Raw genomic sequence first — 23,986 nt, 5'->3', positions numbered from 1 at the left:
TGGCGCCTCTACTTAGAGGTGGTGAAATGAACGAAGTTGTAAATTCAGGCGTGATGAACATTGCGTCTTTGGTTGTATCGGTGGTTGTTCTCGCTATTGGGCTCATCTTGTGGTTTTTCATCAACCGTGCCAGTTCACGGACTAACGAACAGATTGAACTTCTTGAGGCATTGCTGGATCAGCAAAAACGGCAAAATGCGCTGTTACGTCGTTTGTGCGAAGCAAGCGAACCTGAAAAAACGAATGCCAGTGCTGCTGAGAACCAAAAAGCTGCTGAAGATGACGATATCATCCGTCTGGTAGCTGAACGGTAATTCTTCCTCAAATTTGAGTAACCCAGGTGCAGACGGGTTACTCATCTTATCATTCATATATGCACTATAGTGGTGCAATTGATTCAAATTAATACTCTGGTCTGACTTCAATTATTTATCGTGTTATTTATTTCATAATATCGATATCAGAAAAAGATATTTACCTCACTAAGTCATTGGGATGTTTACATCGGAATAGTGATCAATCACGGTATTGTTTATTAGCGAAACGTTTCTCTTCTCACTTTTTAGTAATTCATCAATTTTTCTTATTTTAAAATAATAATATGCCTTAAGTATAGTTTCTTCATTGTGTTCGTGTTTGTTGTTAACTGACTGTTTTGTGAGGTGAATTTATATAATATTTTATTCGTTATATATCATAAAAAGTGATATCGCTCGCATTGCGTAATAAGTTGTAGTGCTGCTCTGGAAGAACTGAAGTTATTGAACTATGTTAGAAACTGCATCAGGTCAAGTATCTGTTTGTAATGGTATGGTTAAGTGCATCGATATATCGGCACGTATTCCGTTGCATAAATGTGCAAAAAAGTGGAAGGCGTATCGAGATTTGTGCGGCTGATCGAGACATGTTTAAAAATGGCTTGCCATAATTAACGTTGTATGTGATAACAGTTTCGGGTTAAACGAGGTACAGTTCTGTTTATGTGTGGCATTTTCAGTAAAGAAGTCCTGAGTAAACACGTTGTCGTTGAATACCGCTTCTCTGCCGAGCCTTATATTAGTGCCTCATGCAGTAATGTGTCAGTTTTATCTCTGTAATGCCTGCGGGCGAAGAAAACAATCTAAGGAATTTTTCAAATGGCAAAGATTAAAGGTCAGGTTAAGTGGTTCAACGAGTCTAAAGGTTTTGGCTTCATTACTCCGGCTGATGGCAGCAAAGATGTATTCGTACACTTTTCCGCTATTCAGGGTAATGGCTTCAAAACTCTGGCCGAAGGCCAGAACGTTGAGTTCGAAATTCAGGACGGCCAGAAAGGTCCGGCAGCTGTTAACGTAACAGCAATCTGATCGAAACCACTGATCTGAAGTGTAAACGCGCTTCAATCTCGCTATAAAGCCTCGTCCAAATGCGAGGCTTTTTACTTTGTTTTATTCACGCTCTTGCCTGCGGATATTTGCCCGACGCGCAATTCGCGTTACACTTGCGGCCTTTAGTATCCTGCCGGAGTTGTCATGTCGTTTTCCTGTCCACTTTGTCATCAGCCGCTATCGCTTGAAAAAAACAGCTATATCTGTCCCCAACGGCATCAATTTGATATGGCGAAAGAGGGATATGTTAATTTGCTGCCCGTTCAGCATAAACGATCCCGCGATCCGGGCGACAGTGCGGAAATGATGCAAGCGCGGCGCACATTTTTAGATGCCGGCCATTATCAGCCGCTTCGTGATGCGATAGTCGCTCAATTGTGTGCTTGTCTTGATGAGCACGCAACGGCAATACTGGATATTGGCTGTGGGGAAGGGTATTACACTCATGCTTTTGCTGAGGCATTGCCGGGTGTGACTACTTTTGGTCTGGATGTCTCTAAGGTTGCGATTAAAGCTGCGGCGAAACGTTATCAGCAGGTTACCTTTTGTGTCGCTTCCAGCCACCGTCTGCCGTTTTCTGATAGCAGTATGGATGCCATTATCCGTATCTACGCGCCGTGCAAAGCAGAAGAATTAGCGCGCGTGGTCAAACCGGGAGGATGGGTCATTACCGCTACCCCGGGACCACGACATTTAATGGAGCTGAAGGGGCTGATTTACGACGAAGTACATCTACATGCGCCCCATACGGAACAACTGGAAGGTTTTACATTACAGCAGAGCGATGAATTGTGTTATCCGATGCGCCTGCGCGGAGATGAGGCCATTGCGTTGTTACAGATGACTCCGTTTGCCTGGCGCGCCAAGCCAGAAGTCTGGCAAACGCTGGCGGCAAAAGAAGAATTTGATTGCCAGACGGACTTTAATATTCACGTCTGGCAACGAACAAATTAGCCGTGGTAGTGCGTCCAGAGGATCTGGACGCCAATGCCAATAAGCACCAGCCCGCCAAGAATTTCCGCTTTTTTCCCAATAATTGAACCGATAAAGCGACCCACCATCATACCTAATGTTGACATGATCAAGGTGGCGCAGCCAATCGCCAGAGCAGTAGCAATAATATTAACTTGCAGGAAAGCAAGACCAACACCCACAGCCATGGCATCCAGGCTGGTGGCAATCGCGGTGGTTACCAGTAGCCAGAAACCGTGTCGACGGCGCGGCTCTTCATCTTCATCATCTGCGCCACGAAAACCCTCAATAATCATTCGCCCGCCGAGGAATATCAGCAGAACAAACGCAATCCAGTGGTTCCATTCAAGGACAAACCTGCTGGCTAACATGCCCATTCCCCAGCCGATCAGCGGCGTCAGGGTTTCGACAGCACCAAAAATAAGGCCGGTTCGCAACGCTTCAGAAAATTTCGGTTTATGGAGGGTGGCACCTTTACCGATTGATGCAGCAAATGCATCCATCGACATACCAAACGCAAGAAGAACAGTAGCAGTGATATTCATGACAACGTCCTGACCGGGGTATCCATAAAACACATCACCGCCCCCAGCAAACATGCACACATGAACGACAAGAAGCGCCCATGCAGGCATAGCGATTGATGTGCATATGGTCTCGCCTGACTGAAGGTGTTCAGTCCGTACGTGCCACGTTTTGCAACGAGTATGTTGACACGTACATTTCCGGAGTCTGGAAATCGGCTACTCCCCAAATGAGGGCGCAACCTTAACATATTTTGAGAATATAAAACAACTGTTGGAATATATTATTTCATTGCATTATTGATAACGATTTTCATTTAGATTTATATATCAATAAAACGTTAAAATAAATAACAAATAAGGGAATGGATAATATAGCCGAAGCTATGTCTGGTTATTAAGAATACACTAAACATAGCTTCGGCTAAATCTATAACTTATTGAGTAGACACGAGAAGTTTATAAATCTTTTCCAGATCGTCGATATTTCGAACGCGGATTAACAAACGGCGCTGTTCTAATTGCATAACCAGTACGCCATCTTCCGATAAGTTCATCGCTCTAATTCGGCGATATTCAATCCAGACATTGGCGAAGAAAAAACCTTGCTGTTTAAAAATGATTTTCGGAACCCGGATCCAGAAAATATAAAAGCCCATTAGCGCCAGTGTACTTAATAACCAAGTGGTTATTTGTGCGCCATGGTTGGTCACATTGTTATAGATAAGAATGACAATCAGCCCGACGAAGATAACGCTATCGATGCGACCGCGCCGGAGCAAAGGAATTGCCAGCAGGGTGGGGCCGTTGCGTCGGGGCATGATGAACTGATCGTATATCGCAAAGGCAAGTAGTGCGGCGATGAACAGAATCAGTACCAGATCCGTGATTGTCATTAATCCTCCAGATAAAAAAAACGGGGCCAATAGGCCCCGGTAGTGTACAACAGTATTACAGTCCCAGCAGGCCGCAAGCGTAACCAGCGATACCGATGACGAAGAAGCCAACGATGATCCACAGAGGGTTAACTTTTTTGCGCAGCAGCCACATACAGGCGAAGGTCAGCAACAGCGGCACCAGGCCTGGCATTAACTGGTCAAGAATGGTCTGAACAGTGGTAACGTGCTCTTTACCCGTCTGGTCGGTGATGCGAGAGACAACCAGCGGGATGTTGACATGTGTCCACTTGTTAACCAATGCCCCCATGACAAACAGGCCGAGAATAGACGCCCCTTCCGTCAGTTTTTGCAGGAAGCCGCCACCCATATCTTTAACGATATCGATACCTTTGGAGTAACCATACGCTACGCCGTAGTAACGGGTTGCCAGACGTACCAGGTTAAACAGGATAAAGAACAGCAGCGGACCTAACAGGCTGCCGCTCATCGCGATCCCGGCACCCAGCGCCGCGAATACCGGACGTACCGTACCCCAGAATATTGGGTCGCCCACGCCTGCCAGCGGCCCCATCAGACCTACTTTGATACCGTTGATAGCACCGTCGTCGATCTCTGCGCCGTTAGCACGCTGTTCTTCCAGCGCCAGGGTTACGCCGAGGATTGGCGCCGCCACAAACGGTTGGGTGTTAAAGAATTCGAGGTGACGTTTAATCGCCTGTTTACGGGCATCGTTGTTCTCAGGGTAGAGGCGACGAATCGCCGGAACCATAGAGAAGCAGAAACCCAGTGCCTGCATACGTTCGAAGTTCCATGAACCCTGGAAGAGGTTAGAACGCAGGAAGACGCCACGAATATCACTCGGAGTGAGTTTTTTCTCGGTGGTAGTTTTAGTTGTATCAACCATTTCGCTCACCTGTTAGTCCAGTTCGTTATCGAGATCGTTGTTACCAGCAGCCTGAACAGGCGCACCGGCTACGCGGTTATATTTCGGGCTAAGTTGGATGTAGAGCACTGCCATAACAGTACCAATCACACCCAGAGCAACCAGGTTAAAGTTGGTGAATGCGGCGGTTACGAAGCCGAGGTAGAAGAACGGCATCAGGTAGCCTGCACGCATCATGTTGATAACCATTGCATAACCAACCACCACGATCATGCCACCGGCGATATTCAGACCATTAGTCACCACTTCCGGAATGGCGTTCAGCATGTTCTGAACTTCACTGGTGCCTACAGACAGCGCAACAATCACGGCTGGGATAGCCACACGCATCGCTTGCAGGAACAGAGAAGAAACGTGGATCCAGGAAATTGCCGTCAGGTTGCCATTATCAGCCGCCTTATCCGCAGCGTGCTGGAAAGCAACGGTGATGGTACGAACGATGATGGTCAGCACCTGGCCCGCAGCGGCCAGCGGGATTGCCAGCGCGATACCAGCACCGATGCTCTGATGACCGGCGATAACCAGAATGGTAGAAATGATGGAAGCCAGAGCGGCATCAGGCGCAACTGCGGCACCGATGTTCATCCAGCCAAGCGCGATCATTTCCAGAGTACCACCGATAATAATACCGGTTTTCATATCGCCAAGAACAATACCCACCAGGGTACAGGCGATTAGCGGACGGTGAAACTGAAATTCATCGAGGATTGATCCCATACCTGCGATACAGGCTACGATAAATACCAGCACAATTTGAAGAGTGGTAATCTCCATTGTACTTCTCCTGTTTACGTAAGACTTAAGTGTGAAAACTGAGTGATAATCAACACAATACGTTACTTATCGATTTTGCTGATCAGATCCATCATTTTCAGTTTCGGATCGGTGGAAACCTTACGGACTTCCAGCTCGATACCACGGGCATTCAGTTTTTTGAACGCTTCGATATCTTTTTCATCAACCGAAACCGCGTTATTCACCTGGGTTTTACCCTGACGGAATGCCATACCGCCAACGTTAACAGAGGTAATTTTCACGCCGCCTTCCACGAGGCGCTCAACATCTGTCGGATTGGTGAATAACAGCATTACACGTTCGCCAGCATATTTCGGGTTGTTGTAGACGCGGATCATCTTGGCAACATCAACCACGTGTGCTGTTACGCCCGGAGGTGCAACCTGGGTGAGCAGTGTCTTACGAACGGTATCCGCAGCCACTTCATCACTAACAACGATAATACGGGAGACATTGGTTTCTTTAGTCCAGCGGGTAGCGACCTGACCGTGAATCAGACGATCGTCGATACGCGCAAGGCCAATAACCATGTAGTCATTTGGTCCCATTGGTTTTGCAGGAGCGGGAGCCGCTTTTGGTGCTGCGGCAGCGGGCGCTGGTGCGGATTTTTCAACCGGTTTGGCTTTCAGTGCTTTCACGCCTTCACGGCCTGTTTCTACAGCCAGCGCCACCAGTTCATCAAAGCCTGGGTCATCATCACGGGCCATTAACGTCTCCACCAGCATTGGAATGTTAACGCCTGCGATCACTTCATAATGCTCTTTGTCGACGACAATACGGCTGGCAGCATTGAACGGGCTGCCGCCCCATGTATCAACGAGAAACAGCACGCCTTTAGTGGTGTCGAGTTTTGCCAACTGAGCGTTGTACTTTTCGATCAGCGTCTCGGCATTTTCACCTGGAACGAAATCGATCCAGCCGACGTTTTCCTGCTCGCCTAACAGCATCTCTGCCGTTTTAAGCAACTGCTCTGCAGCCCAACCATGTGTGCCTATAACAATAGCAATGGTCACTTGCTACCTCCTTTATTATTGTTAACACCTCAACGTGCCAGATGTATTTTTTGAATCGTCGTCCACAATCGAATCGATTCAGATAAGGGTTACAACCAAAAACCCCTGCGTTTCGCGATTTATTTTAGATAGCGAAAAAAATATTTTATGTGATGAAGATCCGTAATTTAACTTTGGATTAGCAAAATTCCGAAAGGTAAAATATCCTCGTTACATTCGTTTGCAAAGGAAGGTAAATCTTTGCCAAATCAGAGTTCTCTCTGATATGTTTAACTCCCGTTTAACAATCAAGGAGTATGGGGCAGCAGCCCGCAGTATGGATCGTCACCGACGTCATTTCAGCATCAGGCCTTTCAGCGCCTGCCTTTCTGGCATTTTTTGCCGCACCTTTTGTTTGCATTTTGTCGTTACGCCTGCATTATTTCTGGCGCCGAATAGCTATTCCTTAAGCAGGAGCTTGTCATGGAATTCTTAATGGACCCCTCGATTTGGGCGGGGCTACTCACGCTTGTCGTTCTTGAAATCGTGTTGGGTATCGATAACCTGGTTTTTATCGCCATTCTTGCCGATAAACTGCCGCCAAAACAACGTGATAAAGCACGTTTGTTGGGGCTGTCGCTGGCGCTGATCATGCGTCTGGGACTGTTATCGCTGATTTCATGGATGGTCACCCTGACCAAACCGCTATTTACCGTGATGGATTTTTCCTTCTCCGGCCGCGATCTGATTATGTTGTTCGGGGGGATATTCTTGCTGTTTAAAGCGACAACGGAGCTGCATGAACGGCTGGAAAACCGCGATCATGATTCTGGTCATGGCAAAGGCTATGCCAGTTTCTGGGTGGTCGTAACACAGATTGTCATCCTCGATGCCGTCTTTTCGCTGGATGCGGTGATTACTGCAGTAGGGATGGTCAACCATCTGCCGGTGATGATGGCGGCGGTGGTGATTGCAATGGCGGTCATGTTGCTGGCGTCGAAGCCGCTGACGCGATTCGTTAACCAGCATCCAACGGTAGTGGTGCTCTGTCTGAGCTTCCTGTTAATGATTGGTCTGAGTCTGGTAGCAGAAGGTTTTGGTTTCCACATTCCGAAAGGTTACCTGTATGCCGCGATTGGCTTCTCGATCATTATCGAAGTATTTAATCAAATTGCGCGCCGTAACTTTATTCGTCACCAGTCGACTTTACCGCTGCGTGCACGTACTGCCGATGCCATCCTGCGTTTGATGGGCGGTAAACGTCAGGCGAATGTTCAGCATGATGCGGATAACCCGATGCCGATCCCCGTGCCGGAAGGTGCGTTTGCCGAAGAAGAGCGATACATGATTAACGGTGTACTGACACTGGCGTCGCGCTCTCTGCGCGGAATTATGACGCCGCGCGGCGAAATCAGCTGGGTTGACGCTAACCTTAGTGTCGATGAAATCCGTGAGCAGTTGCTTTCTTCGCCACATAGCCTGTTCCCGGTATGTCGCGGTGAACTGGATGAAATCATCGGCATCGTGCGTGCGAAAGAATTGCTGGTGGCACTGGAAGAGGGCGTTGATGTAGCGGCGATTGCTTCGGCGTCTCCGGCGATTATCGTTCCGGAAACCCTCGATCCGATCAACCTGTTGGGCGTGCTGCGTCGTGCTCGCGGTAGTTTTGTTATCGTTACCAACGAGTTTGGTGTGGTGCAAGGTCTGGTTACGCCTCTGGATGTGCTGGAAGCCATTGCCGGTGAGTTCCCGGACGCTGATGAAACGCCGGAAATTATTACCGACGGCGACGGTTGGCTGGTAAAAGGTGGTACAGACCTCCACGCCTTACAGCAGGCGCTTGATGTTGAGCACCTTGCCGATGACGATGATATCGCGACGGTCGCAGGCCTGGTGATTTCTGCAAATGGTCACATCCCGCGTGCTGGCGATGTGATTAACGTAGGGCCGTTGCATATCACCATTGTTGAAGCTAACGATTATCGTGTTGATCTGGTTCGCATTGTTAAAGAGCAACTGGCGCACGACGAAGACGAATAATCATTAACGAAATCGCATAACGGGCGTGATATGTCCATTATGCCGGGCGGGCGGCGGTTGGCTGCCCGCCAGCCATTTTGGGAAATCACGCAGCGGCATTGGTTGCGCGTACAAATACCCTTGTAAAATATGCACCCCATGACGGCGTAAATATTTTGCCTGTTCTTGCGTTTCTACGCCCTCCGCCACCAGTTCAATATTCAGCCTTTGCCCCAACGCAATGATGATATCGGTTACCGTCGAGTTAACCGCGTCTGAACCAATTGCAGCGGTGAATGACTTATCAATTTTCAGGACGTCAGGGCGTAACGTTTCCAGCCAGGAAAACGAACTGTTGCCGGTGCCGAAATCATCAATCGCCAGTTTGACGTTTTTACGATGCAGTTCGCGGGCAATCCGATAATCAACATCCAGTAGGGCATCGCGCTCGGTTATTTCAAGGATAAGTTGCTGAATCGGGTGAGCACTGAACCAGTACTGATTAAGATCTTTCAACAGCACGCCACGGCGAAAATGGCTGGGAGCGACGTTGATCCCAATGTGAAACTGGCTGCTCATTGGAAAAACGTGGATTTGACGGATGGTTTCCATCATCACATAACGGGTAAGCGGCGCTATCAGGTGATGTTCTTCCGCAATAGGGATAAACACATCCGGCGAGATCCAACCCTGACGAGGGTTATTCCAGCGCAGCAATATCTCTACGCCAATACATTGCTGACTACGTGCGTTTAGTAAAGGTTGACAAAATAGCTCGAACTCATGTTGTGCAAGACCAAGATTAATTTCGCGCGAAAAACTCATTCTGTGTGCGGTTGCCAGCCATGCAACATAACCCACCAGTAAACTCAACAGTACAGCCAGCGGGAGCTGGCTGGGAAGATGGTGCAACGCCAGTTCCGTCGCACCAGGTCCACTGACGCTAATGGTAAAAGGAAAATTCTGCGATGAAACCTGGTAACGCTCATTGCCATTAAGCGGAGGTAAAGAATCAACCAGGCCGTCATCATAGAGTAAATGGCGATCGGCCACCGTCAGGCTGGCGTTTCTGATTTGCGGCAACTGCGGTTCCAGCAACATCGTCGTCAATAGCTCAATGTTGATCATCTCCAGAACGCCATCACCGCTATGTGATGGCGAGGGATACCACTGGATCAGCACTGGGCTACCTTTAATCAACACGCGATCGGTGGTAAGACGCAGAAGAGCCTGTGGGGCAGGCAAATCGGCCTGGATATCATGAACAGGGACATTTCGATAGCCAAAGATACTGGAGCAATAGAGCGTACCGTTTTGAACCAGGCCAATAGAACGCACGGTTTGCAGTTTGGCGGCCTGCTTGCGTAGAGGCAAATGAGTAACTGAGCACGGGAGGCCAATCAACGGAAGTAAAAGCTCGCGTCCTTCCTGAAGGGGTTGTAAGACTTTATCCAGCTCTTCAACAGCGTGATTGGCGAAGAGGATCACCCGCTGTTGATTTAAGTTACGCTGTGAAATAAACCGCACGCTTAGTGTCGCCACAAGCGTAAAGAGTGCGCAAATTGTACAAACAATCATTCGATTACGGCGATAGGTTTTAATGATCCGTTGTGCTTTTTGCATGCGGGCCGCCCTGTAAGCGCATGGCAACAAACGCCTGACGCAACAGTGGAAGTGTAGTGGGGAAATTTACAGCAGACGAGAAAGCGGGAGAAATTCGCCCATCCGTTGCAGATGGGCGAAAGAAAAGTATTAGTCACACTGGACTTTAATTGCCAGACCGCCGCGAGAGGTTTCACGGTATTTGGCGTTCATGTCTTTACCCGTTTCGTACATTGTCTCGATGACCTTATCCAGCGAGACGCGCGGTGCACTGGTGCGGCGTAAGGCCATGCGTGCGGCATTGATCGCTTTCACAGAGGCAATGGCGTTACGTTCAATGCACGGCACCTGAACCTGACCCGCAACCGGGTCACAAGTCAGACCAAGGTTGTGTTCCATGCCAATTTCCGCCGCCACGCAAACCTGTTCCGGGCTACCGCCCAACAGTTCTGCAAGACCCGCAGCAGCCATTGAACAGGCAACACCCACTTCGCCCTGACAACCTACTTCAGCACCGGAAATAGAGGCGTTCATTTTATACAAAGCGCCAATTGCCCCGGCCGCCATAAAATAGCGGGTATAGATGTCCGGGCTGACCGATTCAATAAAGTGGTCATAGTAAGCCAGCACTGCCGGAACGATGCCACACGCACCGTTGGTTGGTGCAGTTACCACGCGACCACCCGCAGCGTTTTCTTCGTTTACCGCCAGCGCAAACATATTTACCCAGTCGATGACATTCATCGGATCGTTAGACAGTTTATCGCTGGAAACCAGCATCCGGCGCAGGGCAGACGCACGGCGCGGAACACGCAGCGGGCCAGGCAATACGCCTTCGGTATTCATCCCGCGATCAATACATGCCTGCATGGTTTGCCAGACATGAGCAAAATATTCATCGATCTCTTTTTTGCTGTGCAGCGCCAGTTCGTTTTGCATTGCCAGGCCGGAAAGGGAATAGCCGGTTTCATTGCAGTACGCCAGCAGCTCGGTGGCGGATTTGAACGGATACGGCACGCTCACGTCGTTTGCGGCATCCTGACCAAAATGTTCTTCATCGACGATAAAGCCGCCGCCGATGGAATAATAAGTTTTGCTGTAGACGACTTCATCGCCGTTATAAGCGTGGATTTGCATACCGTTTTCATGCAACGGCAGGTTGCCGTTATGAAAACGCATTCCGTTGTCACGCGGAAAATCCACTTCATGTCGACCCTGCGCCAGCAGCAGGCGTTCGCGCTCTTCTACGTCGCGAATAAAACCGGGAATACTGTCGATATCCACGGTGGCAGGTTCGTTACCTGCAAGACCCATAATAATGGCGATATCGGTATGGTGGCCTTTACCCGTCAGCGACAGTGAACCATAAACGTCCACGGCAACGCGGGTAACGCTATCCAGTAAGCCTTTTTCGACCAGATCATCGACGAACTGTTTACCTGCCTTCATAGGCCCTACGGTATGGGAAGATGAGGGGCCAATCCCCACCTTAAACATGTCGAATAGACTAATCACGATAATACTCCTGACAAGGTGACTGGACTTCCAGTAACGAACTAATAACAACGCATAGTGTAAGAGGGAACGCGGCGACAGGCTTAACTATTCACATGAATTAAACTAATCAAAAACCGCGATTTAACTAATATTGCGATGATTGTCTCAAGTAGTGTTTTGTAGATGTAAAGATAAGTATAGTCAGGATTTCACACCAATTTGCAGCGCCAGCTCACGAATTATGCCTGCGGTCATTCCCCATACAAAATACTGTTCGTACCAGGAAAGCCATACCCGATGTGAATCACCACGGCGGTAGATATCTAAAGGGTGATAACGACCCAGATGTAATGCCTGGGCGAGCGGCATTTCAAACACTGCGGAAACTTCATCTTCACTGGCGCGATAAGGTAAATCAGGCGGGATAATGCCGACCACTGGCGTTACCTGGTAGCCAGTTACGCTATCGACAGGCGGCAGCACACCGATAACTTCTACGGCGGAAGGGGGAATAGCGACCTCTTCTTCAGCTTCGCGCAGCGCGGCGGCGATCACTGACACATCAGTATCATCTACAGCACCACCAGGAAACGCCACCTGTCCGGCGTGTTTGCGCAGATGAATCGAACGCTGTGTGAGCAATAACCCCGGCTGCGACCGGCGAACGATGGGGATTAACACGGCAGCCTGACGACGATTTAAGGTTTCCCGGTTTATTTGCGGGCGCAAAAGCTGAAAGCGCGATAAAAAATCATCAAGCGTCAGGCTACGGTAGTCCACGTCTTACTTCTCCAGTTGGCGTAATATCCTATTAACTTTATCAAAAGTTTCCTGATATTCCGCTTCTTCCTGACTATCGGCGACAATACCGCCGCCCGCAGAACAGTAAATTTGACCGTTAATGGCAGTCAGCGTGCGGATGGTGATGCTGGTATCCATATTGCCACAGAAGCTCAAATAGCCAATGCTTCCGCACCAGGCGTTGCGTCGCTGCGGTTCCAGTTCATCGATAATTTCCATTGCCCGTACTTTCGGTGCTCCGGTGATTGAGCCTCCGGGAAAAGCCGAGCGCAGCAGATCGCTGGCATGAAGTTGTTCAGGTAGTTGAGCCGTAATGGTGCTCACCAGGTGGTGCACAGCGGGAAAAGGTTCCACCACAAACAGTTCCGGCACTTTGACTGAACCTGGCACAGCAACGCGACCAATATCATTACGCATTAAATCAACAATCATCAGGTTTTCAGCGCGATCTTTTGGCGAGTTCGCCAGTTTTTCTGCCTGTTTGCTATCTTCCTGAGGATCGGGCAGACGCGGCAGTGTGCCTTTAATCGGACGGGTCTGGATCTCACCGTCATCACAAAGAATAAAACGCTCTGGCGAGAGGCTTAAAATTGTGCCTTGTTCCAGGCGCAGGAAGGCACTAAACGGCGCGTGATTGGCCTGATTAAGCTGAACGAATGCCTGCCATTCATCACCGCAATAGGTAGCCTGAAAACGCTGGGCGAGATTCACCTGGTAACAGTCGCCACTGTGCAGATACTCCTGCACCTGACGAAATTTTTCGCCATACTGTTCGCGGTTCATATTAGATTGCCAGGCAGAGGTTAGCGCAAAATCACCCTGCGGTGTGATTTGCTGGTTTTCCAGCCAGGCCAGACGGGCATTGACATCATCATGACTCAGCAAAGAAACAGTCTGGTGCTGGTGGTCGACAATCAGTGCCCAGTCGTAGATACCTACCGCCATATCAGGCAGGTCGATATCTCTCTGTGCCACTTCTGGCAGTGACTCAAAACGGCGACCCAGATCGTAACCAAATAAACCCAGCGCGCCACCCTGAAATGGCAAATCATCGTTATGCGACGGGTGAATGTTTGCACGCTCCAGCGCCTGCTGGAGTACTGTTAACGGATCGTCAGTGGTTGTTGTGCGGGTTTCTCCTTTACACACAACAGTTTCACTGCCGTAAGTTGTTAAGGTGCAAATCGGGTCTGCCACCACAATATCAAAGCGGCTATACGGATGATCGGCATAGCCAGAGTGCAAAAGCATCGCCCACGGCAGGTGGTTTAAGCGGGCAAAATAAAATTCAGCGGCGTCCTGACGCCAGGGTAAAGTAATCACAGCGGGAGATAACGTCTTCATCAGTCCTGACTCTACTGGCTATGTGCCGGGTAGCATGAAATAATTAGCGCCAACAATTTAGCAGGAGTTAACAATGTTTGCAGGTTTACCTTCACTCACCCATGAACAGCAGCAAAAAGCCGTTGAGCGTATTCAGGAACTGATGGCACAGGGGATGAGCAGCGGTCAGGCAATCGCACTGGTAGCCGAAGAGTTACGCGCCAACCATTCCGGCGAGCGGATCGTGGCGCGTTTTGAGGATGAAGATGAGTAATACAATGTTGGTTTCAACAGGGCGCATTATGACAAGCGAACCATTTGGCCCGTAGCGTTTGAACCAGAAAATTGTGGGGCTGTACTGGTTGAATGAATTAAGCAGTGTTTTTGATGGTTAGAAAAAAGGACGCTTTTCTGTGATAAAAAAGCGTCCTGGCTCATTTTTGTTGGTAGAGATTTAACTTATACCAGTGCTTTGAGCTCTTCCTGCATATAAGAGGAAAAGTATTCTGGATTTTTAATCACCACGCGTTCACCAGACTCCATTTTTTTTGCCCATCCCACCATTTTTTCCGTGAATCCAGGATTCCAGCCTTCCTGTTCGGCTCGCGCAGTAATATCGGCGGCACTCGCGGGTACTCCCAGTTCTTTCAAATATTTAAATATTCCCTTCGCCGTACTTTCATTCATAGAGCTGGGGGTTGGTGTAGATATATCCATGGCACCAATAAAATCCAGGGCTTTATCTATTACAGCAGGCATATTCTTGTCCTTAAATTAACCACGTGATCGATAAGGCTATATATGACATTAAATTGCGCCTAATATCAAAAGGATTATAACGATATCTCATTAGTTAACCTGTTGACATTCAGGTATTTTAAAGGTAGCAGGTCATGGCGGGTTATCTAGTGATGTGCCGAAAATTAACAGCGAATCGTAGTGCCCCAGCCAGATTGTTCAGGCAAGGAAGGACAAGAAAGAAAAGCAGCGTAAGTTAATCGAGTGATTAACGTAATGGTTTGGTTTTTGCGATTAATATCATTTTTGTATAAATGAGGCGGAAATCATAAAAATAAATTATCAGCCGGGGTGCTACCCATCTAAAGTAAGATCTTAAGCACTGGCCGATTTGTTCATAATCGACCAGTTTTCCGATAAATTATCGTGTGATTTTTGCCTTGATATAATTATCTTCCGGAATTAGACCGCCGCAATAATTTTAATTTCAACTTTATACTTCGGGTTCATCAATCCCGCTTGTACCGTGCAGCGCACAGGTGCATGACCCGCGACAACCCAGGCGTCCCAGGCTTTATTCATTGCAGCGAAGTCGTTTTTATCGGCCAGGAAAATCGTGGCATCCAGAATACTCGACTTATTGCTGCCCTGTTTTGCCAGCACTGCGTCAATTTGCGCCAGCGTATTCGCGGTCTGCTCAAACGCATCGGCATCGAGGTTTTCCGGTACACCGGTGTAGTAGAGCGTGTTGTTGTGGATCACCACATCAGACCAGCGGGCTTCGGCGTCAATACGAACGATAGTCATCATTTTGTCCTCATCATCATTCCATTTTTGTGCTGCAAAGACTGCCACAATGTAAGGTCGCCGTCACCACTTCAGCTGGCGAAAAGCAACCTGGCCTGACATAATCCCTGTTCAAATCAACAGGGGGTAGTGTGACGGACGATTTTGCACCAGACGGTCAACTGGCGAAAGCGATACCTGGCTTTAAGCCGCGTGAACCACAGCGACAGATGGCGGTAGCCGTCGCTGGGGCGATAGAAAAAAGCCAGCCGCTGGTGGTGGAAGCGGGAACCGGTACAGGCAAAACCTACGCTTATCTTGCCCCTGCGCTGCGGGCGAAAAAGAAAGTCATTATCTCGACCGGCTCTAAAGCATTGCAGGATCAGCTCTACAGCCGCGATTTGCCGACGGTGGCAAAGGCGTTGAAATACACTGGCAACATGGCGTTGCTGAAAGGGCGCTCAAACTATCTCTGCCTCGAACGTCTCGAACAGCAGGCGCTGGCGGGCGGCGATCTGCCGGTACAAATTTTAAGCGATGTGATCCTGCTACGCTCCTGGTCTAATCAAACCGTCGATGGTGATATCAGCACCTGTGTCAGTGTCGCGGAAGATTCGCAGGCATGGCCGCTGGTCACCAGCACCAACGATAACTGCCTCGGCAGCGACTGCCCGATGTATAAAGATTGCTTTGTGGTCAAAGCACGCAAAAAAGCGATGGATGCCGATGTGGTGGTGGTAAACCATCATCTGTTTCTGGCGGATATGGTGGTAAAAGAAAGTGGGTTTGGCGAACTGATCCCGGAAGCAGACGTCATGATCTTCGACGAAGCCCACCAGTTGCCGGACATTGCCAGCCAGTACTTTGGGCAGTCACTCTCCAGTCGACAATTGCTCGATCTGGCAAAAGACATCACCATCGCCTATCGCACTGAATTAAAAGACACTCAACAGTTGCAAAAGTGCGCCGACCGCCTTGCCCAGAGCGCGCAGGATTTTCGTCTGCAACTCGGTGAGCCGGGTTATCGCGGCAATCTGCGCGAACTGTTAGCTAATCCGCAAATTCAGCGAGCGTTTTTACTGCTCGATGACACCCTTGAACTTTGTTATGACGTGGCGAAATTGTCGCTGGGGCGTTCCGCGTTGTTGGATGCGGCATTTGAACGCGCTACGTTATATCGCACACGACTGAAACGGCTAAAAGAGATCAATCAGCCAGGCTACAGTTACTGGTACGAATGTACTTCGCGCCATTTTACATTGGCGCTTACGCCGTTAAGCGTGGCGGATAAATTCAAAGAGTTAATGGAGCAAAAGCCCGGTAGCTGGATCTTTACCTCGGCAACATTGTCGGTGAATGACGATCTGCATCATTTCACCTCTCGGCTTGGGATAGAACAGGCGGAGTCGTTGCTGTTACCCAGCCCGTTTGATTACAGCCGCCAGGCGTTACTCTGTGTGCCGCGTAACCTGCCGCAAACCAATCAACCGGGTTCCGCACGGCAACTGGCGGCAATGCTGCGACCGATCATCGAAGCCAACAATGGTCGTTGTTTTATGCTTTGTACCTCGCACGCCATGATGCGCGATCTGGCTGAGCAATTCCGCGCCACCATGACGCTTCCTGTGTTGTTACAGGGCGAAACCAGCAAAGGACAACTGTTGCAGCAGTTTGTCAGCGCCGGTAACGCGCTTCTTGTGGCGACCAGCAGTTTCTGGGAAGGGGTGGACGTGCGCGGCGATACGCTGTCGCTGGTGATTATCGACAAGTTGCCGTTTACCTCGCCGGATGACCCGCTGTTAAAAGCGCGCATGGAAGATTGTCGTTTGCGCGGTGGCGACCCGTTCGATGAAGTGCAACTGCCGGATGCGGTCATTACTCTCAAGCAGGGCGTAGGGCGACTGATTCGCGACGCCGACGATCGCGGCGTGCTGGTGATTTGTGACAATCGACTGGTGATGCGCCCTTACGGTGCGACGTTCCTCGCCAGCCTGCCGCCCGCGCCGCGTACCCGTGACATTGCCCGTGCGGTTCGCTTCCTTGCGATACCATCCTCCAGGTAATTTGTTATTGAGTATGGTATGATGCGCGCCTTTTTATTGATCTAAGCACGAAGACCCATGCGAATTCTGGCTATCGATACCGCGACAGAGGCCTGCTCTGTCGCCCTGTGGAACGACGGTACTGTCAACGCTCATTTTGAGCTTTGCCCTCGTGAACATACTCAACGAATCTTACCGATGGTGCAGGATATCCTGACCACCAGCGGAACCTCCCTGACTGACATTAATGCTCTGGCTTACGGACGTGGCCCCGGTAGCTTTACCGGCGTGCGTATTGGTATTGGCATTGCGCAAGGGCTGGCGCTTGGCGCGGAGCTGCCGATGATTGGCGTCTCCACGCTAATGACGATGGCGCAAGGGGCGTGGCGCAAAAACGGCGCAACCCGCGTGCTGGCAGCCATTGACGCGCGGATGGGCGAAGTTTACTGGGCTGAATATCAGCGTGATGAAAACGGTATCTGGCACGGTGAAGAAACCGAAGCCGTACTCAAACCAGAACTCGTTCATGAGCGGATGCAGCAGCTTTCCGGTGACTGGGTGACGGTGGGGACGGGCTGGCAAGCCTGGCCGGATCTTGGCAAAGAGAGCGGGCTGGTTCTGCGCGATGGTGAAGTGTTACTGCCCGCCGCAGAAGATATGCTGCCGATTGCCTGTCTGATGTTTGCCGAGGGTAAAACGGTGGCGGTGGAACATGCCGAGCCGGTTTATTTACGTAACAACGTCGCGTGGAAGAAACTTCCGGGCAAAGAATGAATCTTAAGAGTATGCCCTGAGAAAAAAAGGAGTCGCATCATGGCGGTTCAAAAGAATGTTATCAAAGGCATACTGGCAGGTACGTTTGCGCTAATGCTGAGCGGTTGTGTCACTGTGCCGGACGCCATTAAAGGCAGCAGTCCCACGCCGCAACAAGATTTAGTTCGGGTGATGAGCGCGCCGCAACTGTACGTTGGTCAGGAGGCGCGCTTTGGTGGCAAAGTGGTTGCGGTACAAAACCAGCAGGGGAAAACCCGTCTGGAAATTGCCACCGTACCGCTCGATAGCGGAGCCAGGCCGACGCTGGGAGAGCCTTCTCGCGGGCGCATTTATGCAGATGTGAATGGTTTTCTTGATCCGGTCGATTTCCGTGGACAACTGGTCACGGTAGTTGGGCCAATCACCGGTGCGGTTGACGGCAAAATCGGCAACACGCCCTATAAATTTATGGTGATGCAGGTAACGGGTTATAAACGTTGGCATTTAACCCAGCAGGTGATTATGCCGCCTCAGCCGATTGATCCGTGGTTTTATGGCGGTCGAGGCTGGCCCTATGGTTACGGCGGATGGGGCTGGTATAATCCTGGCCCCGCGAGAGTACAAACAGTTGTAACTGAATAATTGCTTGTTTTTAAAGAAAAAGAAACAGCGGCTGGTCCGCTGTTTCTGCATTCTTACGGTAAATATAAAAATAAATAGTGACGCGCTTCGCAACCTTTTCGTTGGGGAATTATCAAGCTGGTATGATGAGTTAATATTATGTTAACAACATGTATGTCACTTGGGGTTGCGATGACGACGAACACGCATTTTAGAGGTGAAGAATTGAAGAAGGTTTGGCTTAACCGTTATCCCGCCGATGTTCCGACGGAGATCAACCCTGACCGTTATCAATCTCTGGTGGATATGTTTGAGCAGTCGGTCGCGCGCTACGCCGATCAGCCAGCGTTTGTGAATATGGGGGAGGTGATGACCTTCCGCAAGCTGGAAGAGCGCAGTCGCGCATTTGCCGCTTATTTGCAACAAGGGCTGGGGCTGAAGAAGGGCGATCGCGTTGCGCTGATGATGCCTAACTTATTGCAATATCCGGTGGCGCTGTTTGGTATTCTGCGTGCCGGGATGATCGTCGTAAACGTTAACCCCTTGTATACTCCACGCGAACTTGAGCATCAGCTCAACGACAGCGGCGCATCGGCGATTGTCATCGTGTCTAACTTTGCCCATACCCTGGAAAAAGTGGTCGATAAAACCGCCGTCCAGCACGTTATTCTGACCCGTATGGGCGATCAGCTTTCCACGGCAAAAGGCACGGTAGTTAACTTCGTTGTTAAATACATCAAACGTCTGGTGCCGAAATACCATCTGCCAGATGCTATTTCATTTCGTAGCGCCCTGCATAACGGCTACCGGATGCAGTACGTCAAACCTGAACTGGTGCCGGAAGATTTAGCCTTCCTGCAATACACCGGCGGCACCACTGGTGTGGCGAAAGGCGCGATGCTGACTCACCGCAATATGCTGGCAAACCTGGAGCAGGTTAACGCGACCTATGGGCCGCTGCTGCATCCGGGTAAAGAGCTGGTGGTGACGGCGCTGCCGCTGTATCACATCTTTGCACTAACCATTAACTGCCTGCTGTTTATTGAGCTGGGCGGGCAGAACTTATTAATAACCAACCCACGCGATATTCCGGGGCTGGTGAAAGAGTTAGCGAAATACCCGTTTACCGCTATCACCGGCGTTAACACCTTGTTCAACGCGTTGCTGAACAATAAAGAGTTCCAGCAACTGGATTTCTCCAGTTTGCATTTGTCCGCAGGTGGCGGGATGCCCGTTCAGCAAGTGGTAGCAGAACGTTGGGTGAAACTGACCGGACAATATCTGCTGGAAGGTTATGGCTTAACCGAGTGTGCGCCGCTGGTGAGCGTTAACCCGTATGATATTGATTATCACAGCGGTAGCATTGGATTACCGGTGCCATCGACGGAAGCCAAACTGGTGGATGATGATGATAACGAAGTACCACCGGGGCAACCAGGCGAACTTTGTGTCAGAGGTCCACAGGTGATGCTGGGCTACTGGCAGCGCCCGGATGCCACCGATGAAATCATCAAAAATGGTTGGTTACACACTGGCGATATCGCAGTGATGGATGAAGAAGGATTCCTGCGCATTGTCGATCGTAAAAAAGACATGATTCTGGTTTCCGGCTTTAACGTCTATCCCAACGAGATTGAAGATGTGGTCATGCAGCACCCAGCCGTACAGGAAGTGGCGGCTGTTGGCGTACCTTCTGGCTCCAGTGGTGAAGCGGTGAAAATCTTCGTAGTGAAAAAAGATCCATCGCTTACCGAAGAGTCACTGGTGACCTTTTGCCGCCGTCAGCTCACGGGCTACAAAGTACCGAAGCTGGTGGAGTTTCGTGATGAGTTACCGAAATCTAACGTCGGAAAAATTTTGCGACGAGAATTACGTGACGAAGCGCGCGGCAAAGTGGACAATAAAGCCTGAGCGTTAAGTCAGTCGTCAGACGCCGGTTAATCCGGCGTTTTTTTTGACGCCCACTAAAGAGAATACAATTTGAATTACCAAATGATTACCACGGACGATGCGCTGGCTTCTTTGTGTGAAGCCGTCCGTGCCTTTCCGGCGATAGCCCTGGATACTGAATTTGTACGTACGCGCACTTATTACCCGCAGCTGGGGTTGATTCAACTTTTTGATGGCGAGCATCTGGCGCTAATCGATCCACTCGGGATCACCGACTGGTCACCGCTGAAAGCGATCCTGCGCGATCCTTCCATCACCAAATTTCTCCATGCGGGCAGTGAAGATCTGGAAGTGTTCCTCAATGTCTTTGGTGAATTACCACAACCCCTGATTGACACGCAAATCCTCGCCGCATTCTGCGGACGCCCGATGTCATGGGGGTTTGCCTCCATGGTAGAAGAGTATTCCGGCGTTACGCTGGACAAGAGTGAATCGCGCACCGACTGGCTCGCCAGACCGCTAACCGAACGTCAGTGCGAATACGCGGCGGCGGATGTCTGGTATCTGTTACCGATCACCGCAAAACTGATGGTTGAAACCGAAGCCTCTGGCTGGCTACCTGCGGCGCTGGATGAATGTCGCCTGATGCAAACGCGTCGTCAGGAGGTCGTTGCGCCGGAAGATGCCTGGCGTGATATCACCAATGCCTGGCAGCTACGTACACGTCAGTTGGCCTGTTTGCAACTGTTAGCCGACTGGCGACTGCGCAAGGCGCGGGAGCGAGATCTGGCGGTGAACTTTGTCGTGCGTGAAGAACATTTGTGGTCGGTAGCGCGTTATATGCCAGGGAGTCTGGGCGAACTGGACAGTCTGGGCTTATCCGGTAGTGAAATTCGCTTCCACGGTAAAACGCTGCTGGCGCTGGTAGAGAAAGCGCAGGCATTGCCGGAAGAGGCCTTACCGCAGCCAATGCTTAACCTGATGGATATGCCCGGTTATCGCAAAGCGTTTAAAGCGATTAAGTCGCTGATTACTGACGTGAGCGAAACGCACAAGATCAGCGTCGAATTGCTGGCATCGCGTCGGCAAATCAACCAACTGCTGAACTGGCACTGGAAATTAAAACCGCAGAACAATTTGCCTGAGCTGATTTCCGGCTGGCGTGGTGAGTTGATGGCGGAAGCATTACATAATTTATTGCAGGAATATCCGCAGTAAAACGTTCGTAAGCCGGACAAGGCGCAACCAGCGCCGCATCCGGCTTCGGATAAACTACAAATCCAACACCAGTCGTTTACCCTTCGCGCGCGAACAACAGATCAACATACTCTGCTGGCTGGCGCGCTCTTCATCGCTAAAATACTGGTCCCGATGATCGGCTTCACCTTCCAGAATTGCTGTTTCACAGGTTCCGCATACCCCTTCACGACATAAACATTCCACTTTTGCCGCTTTGTTATTTTCAATGACCTGCAAAATGGTCATCTCTTCTGGTACTACAAACTCTTTCCCGGAACGGGCGAGTACCAGCGTAAAGGCATCGCCGGTTTTGTCTTCAATAGCAAATTGTTCAAAGTGTAGCGTGTTGGAGGCGATACCCAGACGCGCTGCTTCACTTCTCAGCGCGTCATTCAGAGCCTCGGGGCCACAGGTATAAATGTGTGTGCCTGGGGCGACATCCGCCAATAATCGCACTAATTCGAGTCGCGTTCCGATCGATGAGTGATGAAAATGAATCTTATCAGTCTGCGGATGTTGGTTTAATTCATCACGAAACGCGCAACTTTCTGGACTCCGCGAACAATAATGTAACTGCCAGTCGACGTCCGTGTGTTGCAACTCTGCCAGATGCGACAGGAAAGGGGTGATACCAATGCCGCCCGCGATAAACAGATGCTTTCGAGCCGAGGGAACCAGAGCAAACAGGTTATTGGGTGTCGAGATGGTCAACCGATCGCCCGCTTTTACCTGCTGATGCAAAAAGCGTGAACCGCCGCGCGAGTTTTCTTCCAGCCGAACGGCAATCTGATAACAAGAGGTGTCGAGCGGTGAACTTAGTAGTGAATAAGCATTGCTGTACTGGTTATCACCATCGCTCATCTGCACAATGATGTGACTTCCGCCGGTGAACGCAGGCAGCGGTTTGCCATCGGTTGTCACTAGCGTGAAGCATTTCACCTGTTCGGTAAGCGGTTCAACCTGGCTCACCTGTACTTCAAACATTTGATAGTCTGACATTGCTGTACTCCATCAAAAATCAGCCCGGCGGCGGAAAATACCGCCGCCGATGTCATTAGTCCTTAAACACCTGCGCCAGCAGATTATGGAAATGGGCGATACCGTGTTCGGAAATTCCGCTACCGCTACTGTCGGCCATGATGCGCCCCTGACCACGATAGCCACGCGATTTCAGCCCTTTCTGCACGCTTTCAACCAGCCGTAAATCTTCCGGGCGGAACACATCGCGATACCACTCAATCAGCGATTTTTGCTCGTCGGTTAGCTCTTCATTGGTGAAGTAGATATCGTAGTTTTGTAGGGTAGTTTCAGAATCCACCGGGAATTCATAAATGACTGTCATCATCCCTTTGATTGGCGTCACGTTCAGCATAGTGCACGGCCACAGCCAGAAACCGTGGAACGCAGCGTCTGTACCTTCTTCAAATTTAAAAGACTGCTCGGACGGTTTGGCGAAACCGTATTGCAGCGTCCAGTTGCCGTGCATGGTGTGCCAGTAACGATCAACCTGAACGGAGTCTGAGAAACCTGGATGCGCCGGACCACAGTGATAGCATTCGAGATAGTTATCGACAATGTTCTTCCAGTTAGCAGGTGTGCGGGTAGTAAAACGAGCCGCCAGTTTCAGGTCGTGGACTTCCGGGCAGGCTTCCAGCACTTTTGCCGCCAGGCCTGGTAGCTGATCTTCTACGCTGGTGGCGTTGGGATCCATGTTGATGAAGACGAATCCGGCATATTCTTCCAGACGCACCGGAACCAGTTGCGCTTTGTCGCTATCGAAATTGGCGACGTTTTCACAGTTACGCGCATGGGCCAGGTTGCCATCGAGTTTGAATGCCCAGGCGTGATACGGGCAGGTAATCACATTTTTCGCTTTCCCTTCACCGCTCAATAACTGATGACCACGGTGCGGGCAAACGTTATAGAACGCGCGCAAAACCTTATCACGACCGCGTACCAGCACGATGCTTTCGCCAATGATCTCACGCGTTACGTAATCATTGGCATTCGTCAGTTCGCTACTGTGAGCGACGCAAATCCAGCTTTTGGCAAAGACGTTCTCTTTTTCGTGTTCAAAGGCGTTCTGATCGGTATAAAAACGGGCAGGAATGGTCCACGCCTCTTGCGGGTTAGCGCAAAAATTTCCGGGTAGTACAAAGTCAGGGCTCAGATTGCTCATAGGG

The 23,986-nt window shown here is 50.1% G+C and carries 25 protein-coding genes; 12 read left to right on the top strand and 13 right to left on the bottom strand.

What is annotated here, in order from left to right; all coding sequences use genetic code 11:
- Positions 1-26: 26 nt before the first annotated feature.
- The 4 genes from C3D30_RS11065 (at position 27) to rlmA (ending at position 2,321) form a co-directional block, all read left to right on the top strand.
- Complete coding sequence (locus C3D30_RS11065) at positions 27-314, top strand: YebO family protein (RefSeq protein WP_001006854.1); 288 nt, start codon at positions 27-29, stop codon at positions 312-314.
- Between the two features lie 666 nt (positions 315-980).
- Complete coding sequence (locus C3D30_RS11055; RefSeq protein WP_032141266.1) at positions 981-1,097, top strand: DUF2627 domain-containing protein; 117 nt, start codon at positions 981-983, stop codon at positions 1,095-1,097.
- Positions 1,098-1,136: 39 nt separating this feature from the next.
- Complete coding sequence (cspE, locus tag C3D30_RS11050) at positions 1,137-1,346, top strand: transcription antiterminator/RNA stability regulator CspE (RefSeq protein WP_001062678.1); 210 nt, start codon at positions 1,137-1,139, stop codon at positions 1,344-1,346.
- A gap of 165 nt (positions 1,347-1,511) precedes the next feature.
- Positions 1,512-2,321, top strand: a complete 810-nt coding sequence (gene rlmA, locus C3D30_RS11045; protein ID WP_105286883.1) for a 23S rRNA (guanine(745)-N(1))-methyltransferase — start codon at positions 1,512-1,514, stop codon at positions 2,319-2,321.
- Here the strand turns inward: rlmA and mntP are convergent.
- The 5 genes from mntP to manX all read right to left on the bottom strand — a co-directional run bounded on the left by mntP (position 2,318) and on the right by manX (position 6,513).
- Entirely contained in the window at positions 2,318-2,884 is a 567-nt protein-coding gene (gene mntP, locus C3D30_RS11040; protein WP_001353153.1) for a manganese efflux pump MntP, read from the bottom strand. The two genes, rlmA and mntP, sit on opposite strands and share 4 nt — an antisense overlap.
- Positions 2,885-3,300: 416 nt before the next feature.
- Positions 3,301-3,759 carry a DUF986 family protein gene (locus tag C3D30_RS11030; RefSeq protein WP_105286881.1) on the bottom strand — a complete coding sequence of 153 codons (459 nt, stop codon included), beginning with the start codon at positions 3,757-3,759 and terminating at the stop codon, positions 3,301-3,303.
- 55 nt (positions 3,760-3,814) lie between these two features.
- Complete coding sequence (gene manZ / locus C3D30_RS11025; protein ID WP_001516270.1) at positions 3,815-4,666, bottom strand: PTS mannose transporter subunit IID; 852 nt, start codon at positions 4,664-4,666, stop codon at positions 3,815-3,817.
- Between the two features lie 12 nt (positions 4,667-4,678).
- The gene (gene manY, locus C3D30_RS11020) at positions 4,679-5,479 is read right to left on the bottom strand and encodes a PTS mannose transporter subunit IIC (RefSeq protein ID WP_000406930.1); all 801 of its coding nucleotides are present in this window, start codon (positions 5,477-5,479) and stop codon (positions 4,679-4,681) included.
- A 62-nt stretch (positions 5,480-5,541) separates the two neighbouring features.
- Positions 5,542-6,513: a PTS mannose transporter subunit IIAB gene (gene manX, locus C3D30_RS11015; RefSeq protein ID WP_000150535.1), complete on the bottom strand. Its 972-nt coding sequence runs from the start codon at positions 6,511-6,513 to the stop codon at positions 5,542-5,544.
- A gap of 316 nt (positions 6,514-6,829) precedes the next feature.
- On the opposite strand from manX, the gene C3D30_RS20735 reads away from it, so the two are divergent.
- Together C3D30_RS20735 and yoaE are read left to right on the top strand one after the other, a co-directional pair.
- Complete coding sequence (locus tag C3D30_RS20735; RefSeq protein WP_272941839.1) at positions 6,830-6,988, top strand: protein YoaL; 159 nt, start codon at positions 6,830-6,832, stop codon at positions 6,986-6,988.
- Positions 6,976-8,532, top strand: a complete 1,557-nt coding sequence (gene yoaE, locus C3D30_RS11000; protein ID WP_000394977.1) for a CNNM family cation transport protein YoaE — start codon at positions 6,976-6,978, stop codon at positions 8,530-8,532. The genes C3D30_RS20735 and yoaE overlap by 13 nt, the downstream gene beginning before the upstream one ends.
- 3 nt (positions 8,533-8,535) lie before the next feature.
- On the opposite strand, the gene pdeD is transcribed toward yoaE, so the two are convergent.
- The 4 genes from pdeD to pabB all read right to left on the bottom strand — a co-directional run bounded on the left by pdeD (position 8,536) and on the right by pabB (position 13,755).
- Positions 8,536-10,134: a cyclic di-3',5'-guanosine monophosphate phosphodiesterase PdeD gene (gene pdeD / locus C3D30_RS10995; RefSeq protein WP_016231673.1), complete on the bottom strand. Its 1,599-nt coding sequence runs from the start codon at positions 10,132-10,134 to the stop codon at positions 8,536-8,538.
- Positions 10,135-10,263: 129 nt separating this feature from the next.
- On the bottom strand, positions 10,264-11,628 hold the full coding sequence (gene sdaA, locus C3D30_RS10990) for an L-serine ammonia-lyase (protein WP_000624293.1): 1,365 nt from the start codon (positions 11,626-11,628) through the stop codon (positions 10,264-10,266).
- Between the two features lie 183 nt (positions 11,629-11,811).
- Positions 11,812-12,390 carry a CoA pyrophosphatase gene (locus C3D30_RS10985; RefSeq protein WP_000386576.1) on the bottom strand — a complete coding sequence of 193 codons (579 nt, stop codon included), beginning with the start codon at positions 12,388-12,390 and terminating at the stop codon, positions 11,812-11,814.
- Positions 12,391-12,393: 3 nt separating this feature from the next.
- The gene (gene pabB, locus C3D30_RS10980) at positions 12,394-13,755 is read right to left on the bottom strand and encodes an aminodeoxychorismate synthase component 1 (protein WP_105286880.1); all 1,362 of its coding nucleotides are present in this window, start codon (positions 13,753-13,755) and stop codon (positions 12,394-12,396) included.
- A 73-nt stretch (positions 13,756-13,828) separates the two neighbouring features.
- Between pabB and C3D30_RS10975 the strand changes: the two genes are divergently transcribed.
- A complete protein-coding gene (locus C3D30_RS10975) occupies positions 13,829-14,008 on the top strand; it encodes a YoaH family protein (RefSeq protein ID WP_000457334.1) in 180 nt (59 codons plus the stop codon).
- A 185-nt stretch (positions 14,009-14,193) separates the two neighbouring features.
- On the opposite strand, the gene C3D30_RS10965 is transcribed toward C3D30_RS10975, so the two are convergent.
- Together C3D30_RS10965 and C3D30_RS10960 are read right to left on the bottom strand one after the other, a co-directional pair.
- Positions 14,194-14,493, bottom strand: coding sequence for a DUF1889 family protein (locus C3D30_RS10965; RefSeq protein WP_001111982.1), 300 nt, complete (start codon positions 14,491-14,493; stop codon positions 14,194-14,196).
- Positions 14,494-14,934: 441 nt separating this feature from the next.
- Positions 14,935-15,279: a RidA family protein gene (locus tag C3D30_RS10960; RefSeq protein ID WP_024191110.1), complete on the bottom strand. Its 345-nt coding sequence runs from the start codon at positions 15,277-15,279 to the stop codon at positions 14,935-14,937.
- A gap of 131 nt (positions 15,280-15,410) precedes the next feature.
- On the opposite strand from C3D30_RS10960, the gene yoaA reads away from it, so the two are divergent.
- The 5 genes from yoaA to rnd all read left to right on the top strand — a co-directional run bounded on the left by yoaA (position 15,411) and on the right by rnd (position 21,782).
- Entirely contained in the window at positions 15,411-17,321 is a 1,911-nt protein-coding gene (gene yoaA / locus C3D30_RS10955) for a DNA repair helicase YoaA (protein ID WP_000128823.1), read from the top strand.
- 57 nt (positions 17,322-17,378) lie between these two features.
- The gene (gene tsaB / locus C3D30_RS10950; protein WP_001220970.1) at positions 17,379-18,074 is read left to right on the top strand and encodes a tRNA (adenosine(37)-N6)-threonylcarbamoyltransferase complex dimerization subunit type 1 TsaB; all 696 of its coding nucleotides are present in this window, start codon (positions 17,379-17,381) and stop codon (positions 18,072-18,074) included.
- A 39-nt stretch (positions 18,075-18,113) separates the two neighbouring features.
- The gene (gene yeaY / locus C3D30_RS10945) at positions 18,114-18,695 is read left to right on the top strand and encodes a Slp family lipoprotein YeaY (RefSeq protein ID WP_000290576.1); all 582 of its coding nucleotides are present in this window, start codon (positions 18,114-18,116) and stop codon (positions 18,693-18,695) included.
- Positions 18,696-18,899: 204 nt separating this feature from the next.
- Entirely contained in the window at positions 18,900-20,585 is a 1,686-nt protein-coding gene (gene fadD, locus C3D30_RS10940; RefSeq protein WP_105286879.1) for a long-chain-fatty-acid--CoA ligase FadD, read from the top strand.
- Positions 20,586-20,666: 81 nt separating this feature from the next.
- Positions 20,667-21,782 (top strand): ribonuclease D, encoded by a 1,116-nt coding sequence (gene rnd, locus C3D30_RS10935; protein ID WP_021550660.1) that lies wholly within the window; start codon positions 20,667-20,669, stop codon positions 21,780-21,782.
- Positions 21,783-21,836: 54 nt separating this feature from the next.
- Here the strand turns inward: rnd and yeaX are convergent, their stop codons facing one another.
- Entirely contained in the window at positions 21,837-22,802 is a 966-nt protein-coding gene (yeaX, locus tag C3D30_RS10930) for a carnitine monooxygenase reductase subunit YeaX (RefSeq protein ID WP_105286878.1), read from the bottom strand.
- Positions 22,803-22,857: 55 nt separating this feature from the next.
- A complete protein-coding gene (gene yeaW / locus C3D30_RS10925; RefSeq protein ID WP_105286877.1) occupies positions 22,858-23,982 on the bottom strand; it encodes a carnitine monooxygenase, oxygenase subunit YeaW in 1,125 nt (374 codons plus the stop codon).
- Positions 23,983-23,986 lie beyond the last annotated feature (4 nt).

This window comes from Escherichia sp. MOD1-EC5433 (genome assembly GCF_002966005.1).
GTDB classification, from domain to species: domain Bacteria; phylum Pseudomonadota; class Gammaproteobacteria; order Enterobacterales; family Enterobacteriaceae; genus Escherichia; species Escherichia ruysiae.
This window is presented reverse-complemented; position numbering and strand designations above follow the sequence as displayed.

What these genes read in the sequence shown, in the direction of transcription:
- C3D30_RS11065 (WP_001006854.1), top strand. Translation starts at nt 27, where the DNA reads ATGAACGAAGTTGTAAATTCAGGCGTGATGAACATTGCGTCTTTGGTT.
- C3D30_RS11055 (WP_032141266.1), top strand. Translation starts at nt 981, where the DNA reads ATGTGTGGCATTTTCAGTAAAGAAGTCCTGAGTAAACACGTTGTCGTT.
- cspE (WP_001062678.1), top strand. Translation starts at nt 1,137, where the DNA reads ATGGCAAAGATTAAAGGTCAGGTTAAGTGGTTCAACGAGTCTAAAGGT.
- rlmA (WP_105286883.1), top strand. Translation starts at nt 1,512, where the DNA reads ATGTCGTTTTCCTGTCCACTTTGTCATCAGCCGCTATCGCTTGAAAAA.
- mntP (WP_001353153.1), bottom strand. Translation starts at nt 2,884, where the DNA reads ATGAATATCACTGCTACTGTTCTTCTTGCGTTTGGTATGTCGATGGAT.
- C3D30_RS11030 (WP_105286881.1), bottom strand. Translation starts at nt 3,759, where the DNA reads ATGACAATCACGGATCTGGTACTGATTCTGTTCATCGCCGCACTACTT.
- manZ (WP_001516270.1), bottom strand. Translation starts at nt 4,666, where the DNA reads ATGGTTGATACAACTAAAACTACCACCGAGAAAAAACTCACTCCGAGT.
- manY (WP_000406930.1), bottom strand. Translation starts at nt 5,479, where the DNA reads ATGGAGATTACCACTCTTCAAATTGTGCTGGTATTTATCGTAGCCTGT.
- C3D30_RS20735 (WP_272941839.1), top strand. Translation starts at nt 6,830, where the DNA reads ATGGATCGTCACCGACGTCATTTCAGCATCAGGCCTTTCAGCGCCTGC.
- yoaE (WP_000394977.1), top strand. Translation starts at nt 6,976, where the DNA reads ATGGAATTCTTAATGGACCCCTCGATTTGGGCGGGGCTACTCACGCTT.
- pdeD (WP_016231673.1), bottom strand. Translation starts at nt 10,134, where the DNA reads ATGCAAAAAGCACAACGGATCATTAAAACCTATCGCCGTAATCGAATG.
- pabB (WP_105286880.1), bottom strand. Translation starts at nt 13,755, where the DNA reads ATGAAGACGTTATCTCCCGCTGTGATTACTTTACCCTGGCGTCAGGAC.
- C3D30_RS10975 (WP_000457334.1), top strand. Translation starts at nt 13,829, where the DNA reads ATGTTTGCAGGTTTACCTTCACTCACCCATGAACAGCAGCAAAAAGCC.
- C3D30_RS10965 (WP_001111982.1), bottom strand. Translation starts at nt 14,493, where the DNA reads ATGCCTGCTGTAATAGATAAAGCCCTGGATTTTATTGGTGCCATGGAT.
- C3D30_RS10960 (WP_024191110.1), bottom strand. Translation starts at nt 15,279, where the DNA reads ATGACTATCGTTCGTATTGACGCCGAAGCCCGCTGGTCTGATGTGGTG.
- tsaB (WP_001220970.1), top strand. Translation starts at nt 17,379, where the DNA reads ATGCGAATTCTGGCTATCGATACCGCGACAGAGGCCTGCTCTGTCGCC.
- yeaY (WP_000290576.1), top strand. Translation starts at nt 18,114, where the DNA reads ATGGCGGTTCAAAAGAATGTTATCAAAGGCATACTGGCAGGTACGTTT.
- rnd (WP_021550660.1), top strand. Translation starts at nt 20,667, where the DNA reads ATGATTACCACGGACGATGCGCTGGCTTCTTTGTGTGAAGCCGTCCGT.
- yeaX (WP_105286878.1), bottom strand. Translation starts at nt 22,802, where the DNA reads ATGTCAGACTATCAAATGTTTGAAGTACAGGTGAGCCAGGTTGAACCG.
- yeaW (WP_105286877.1), bottom strand. Translation starts at nt 23,982, where the DNA reads ATGAGCAATCTGAGCCCTGACTTTGTACTACCCGGAAATTTTTGCGCT.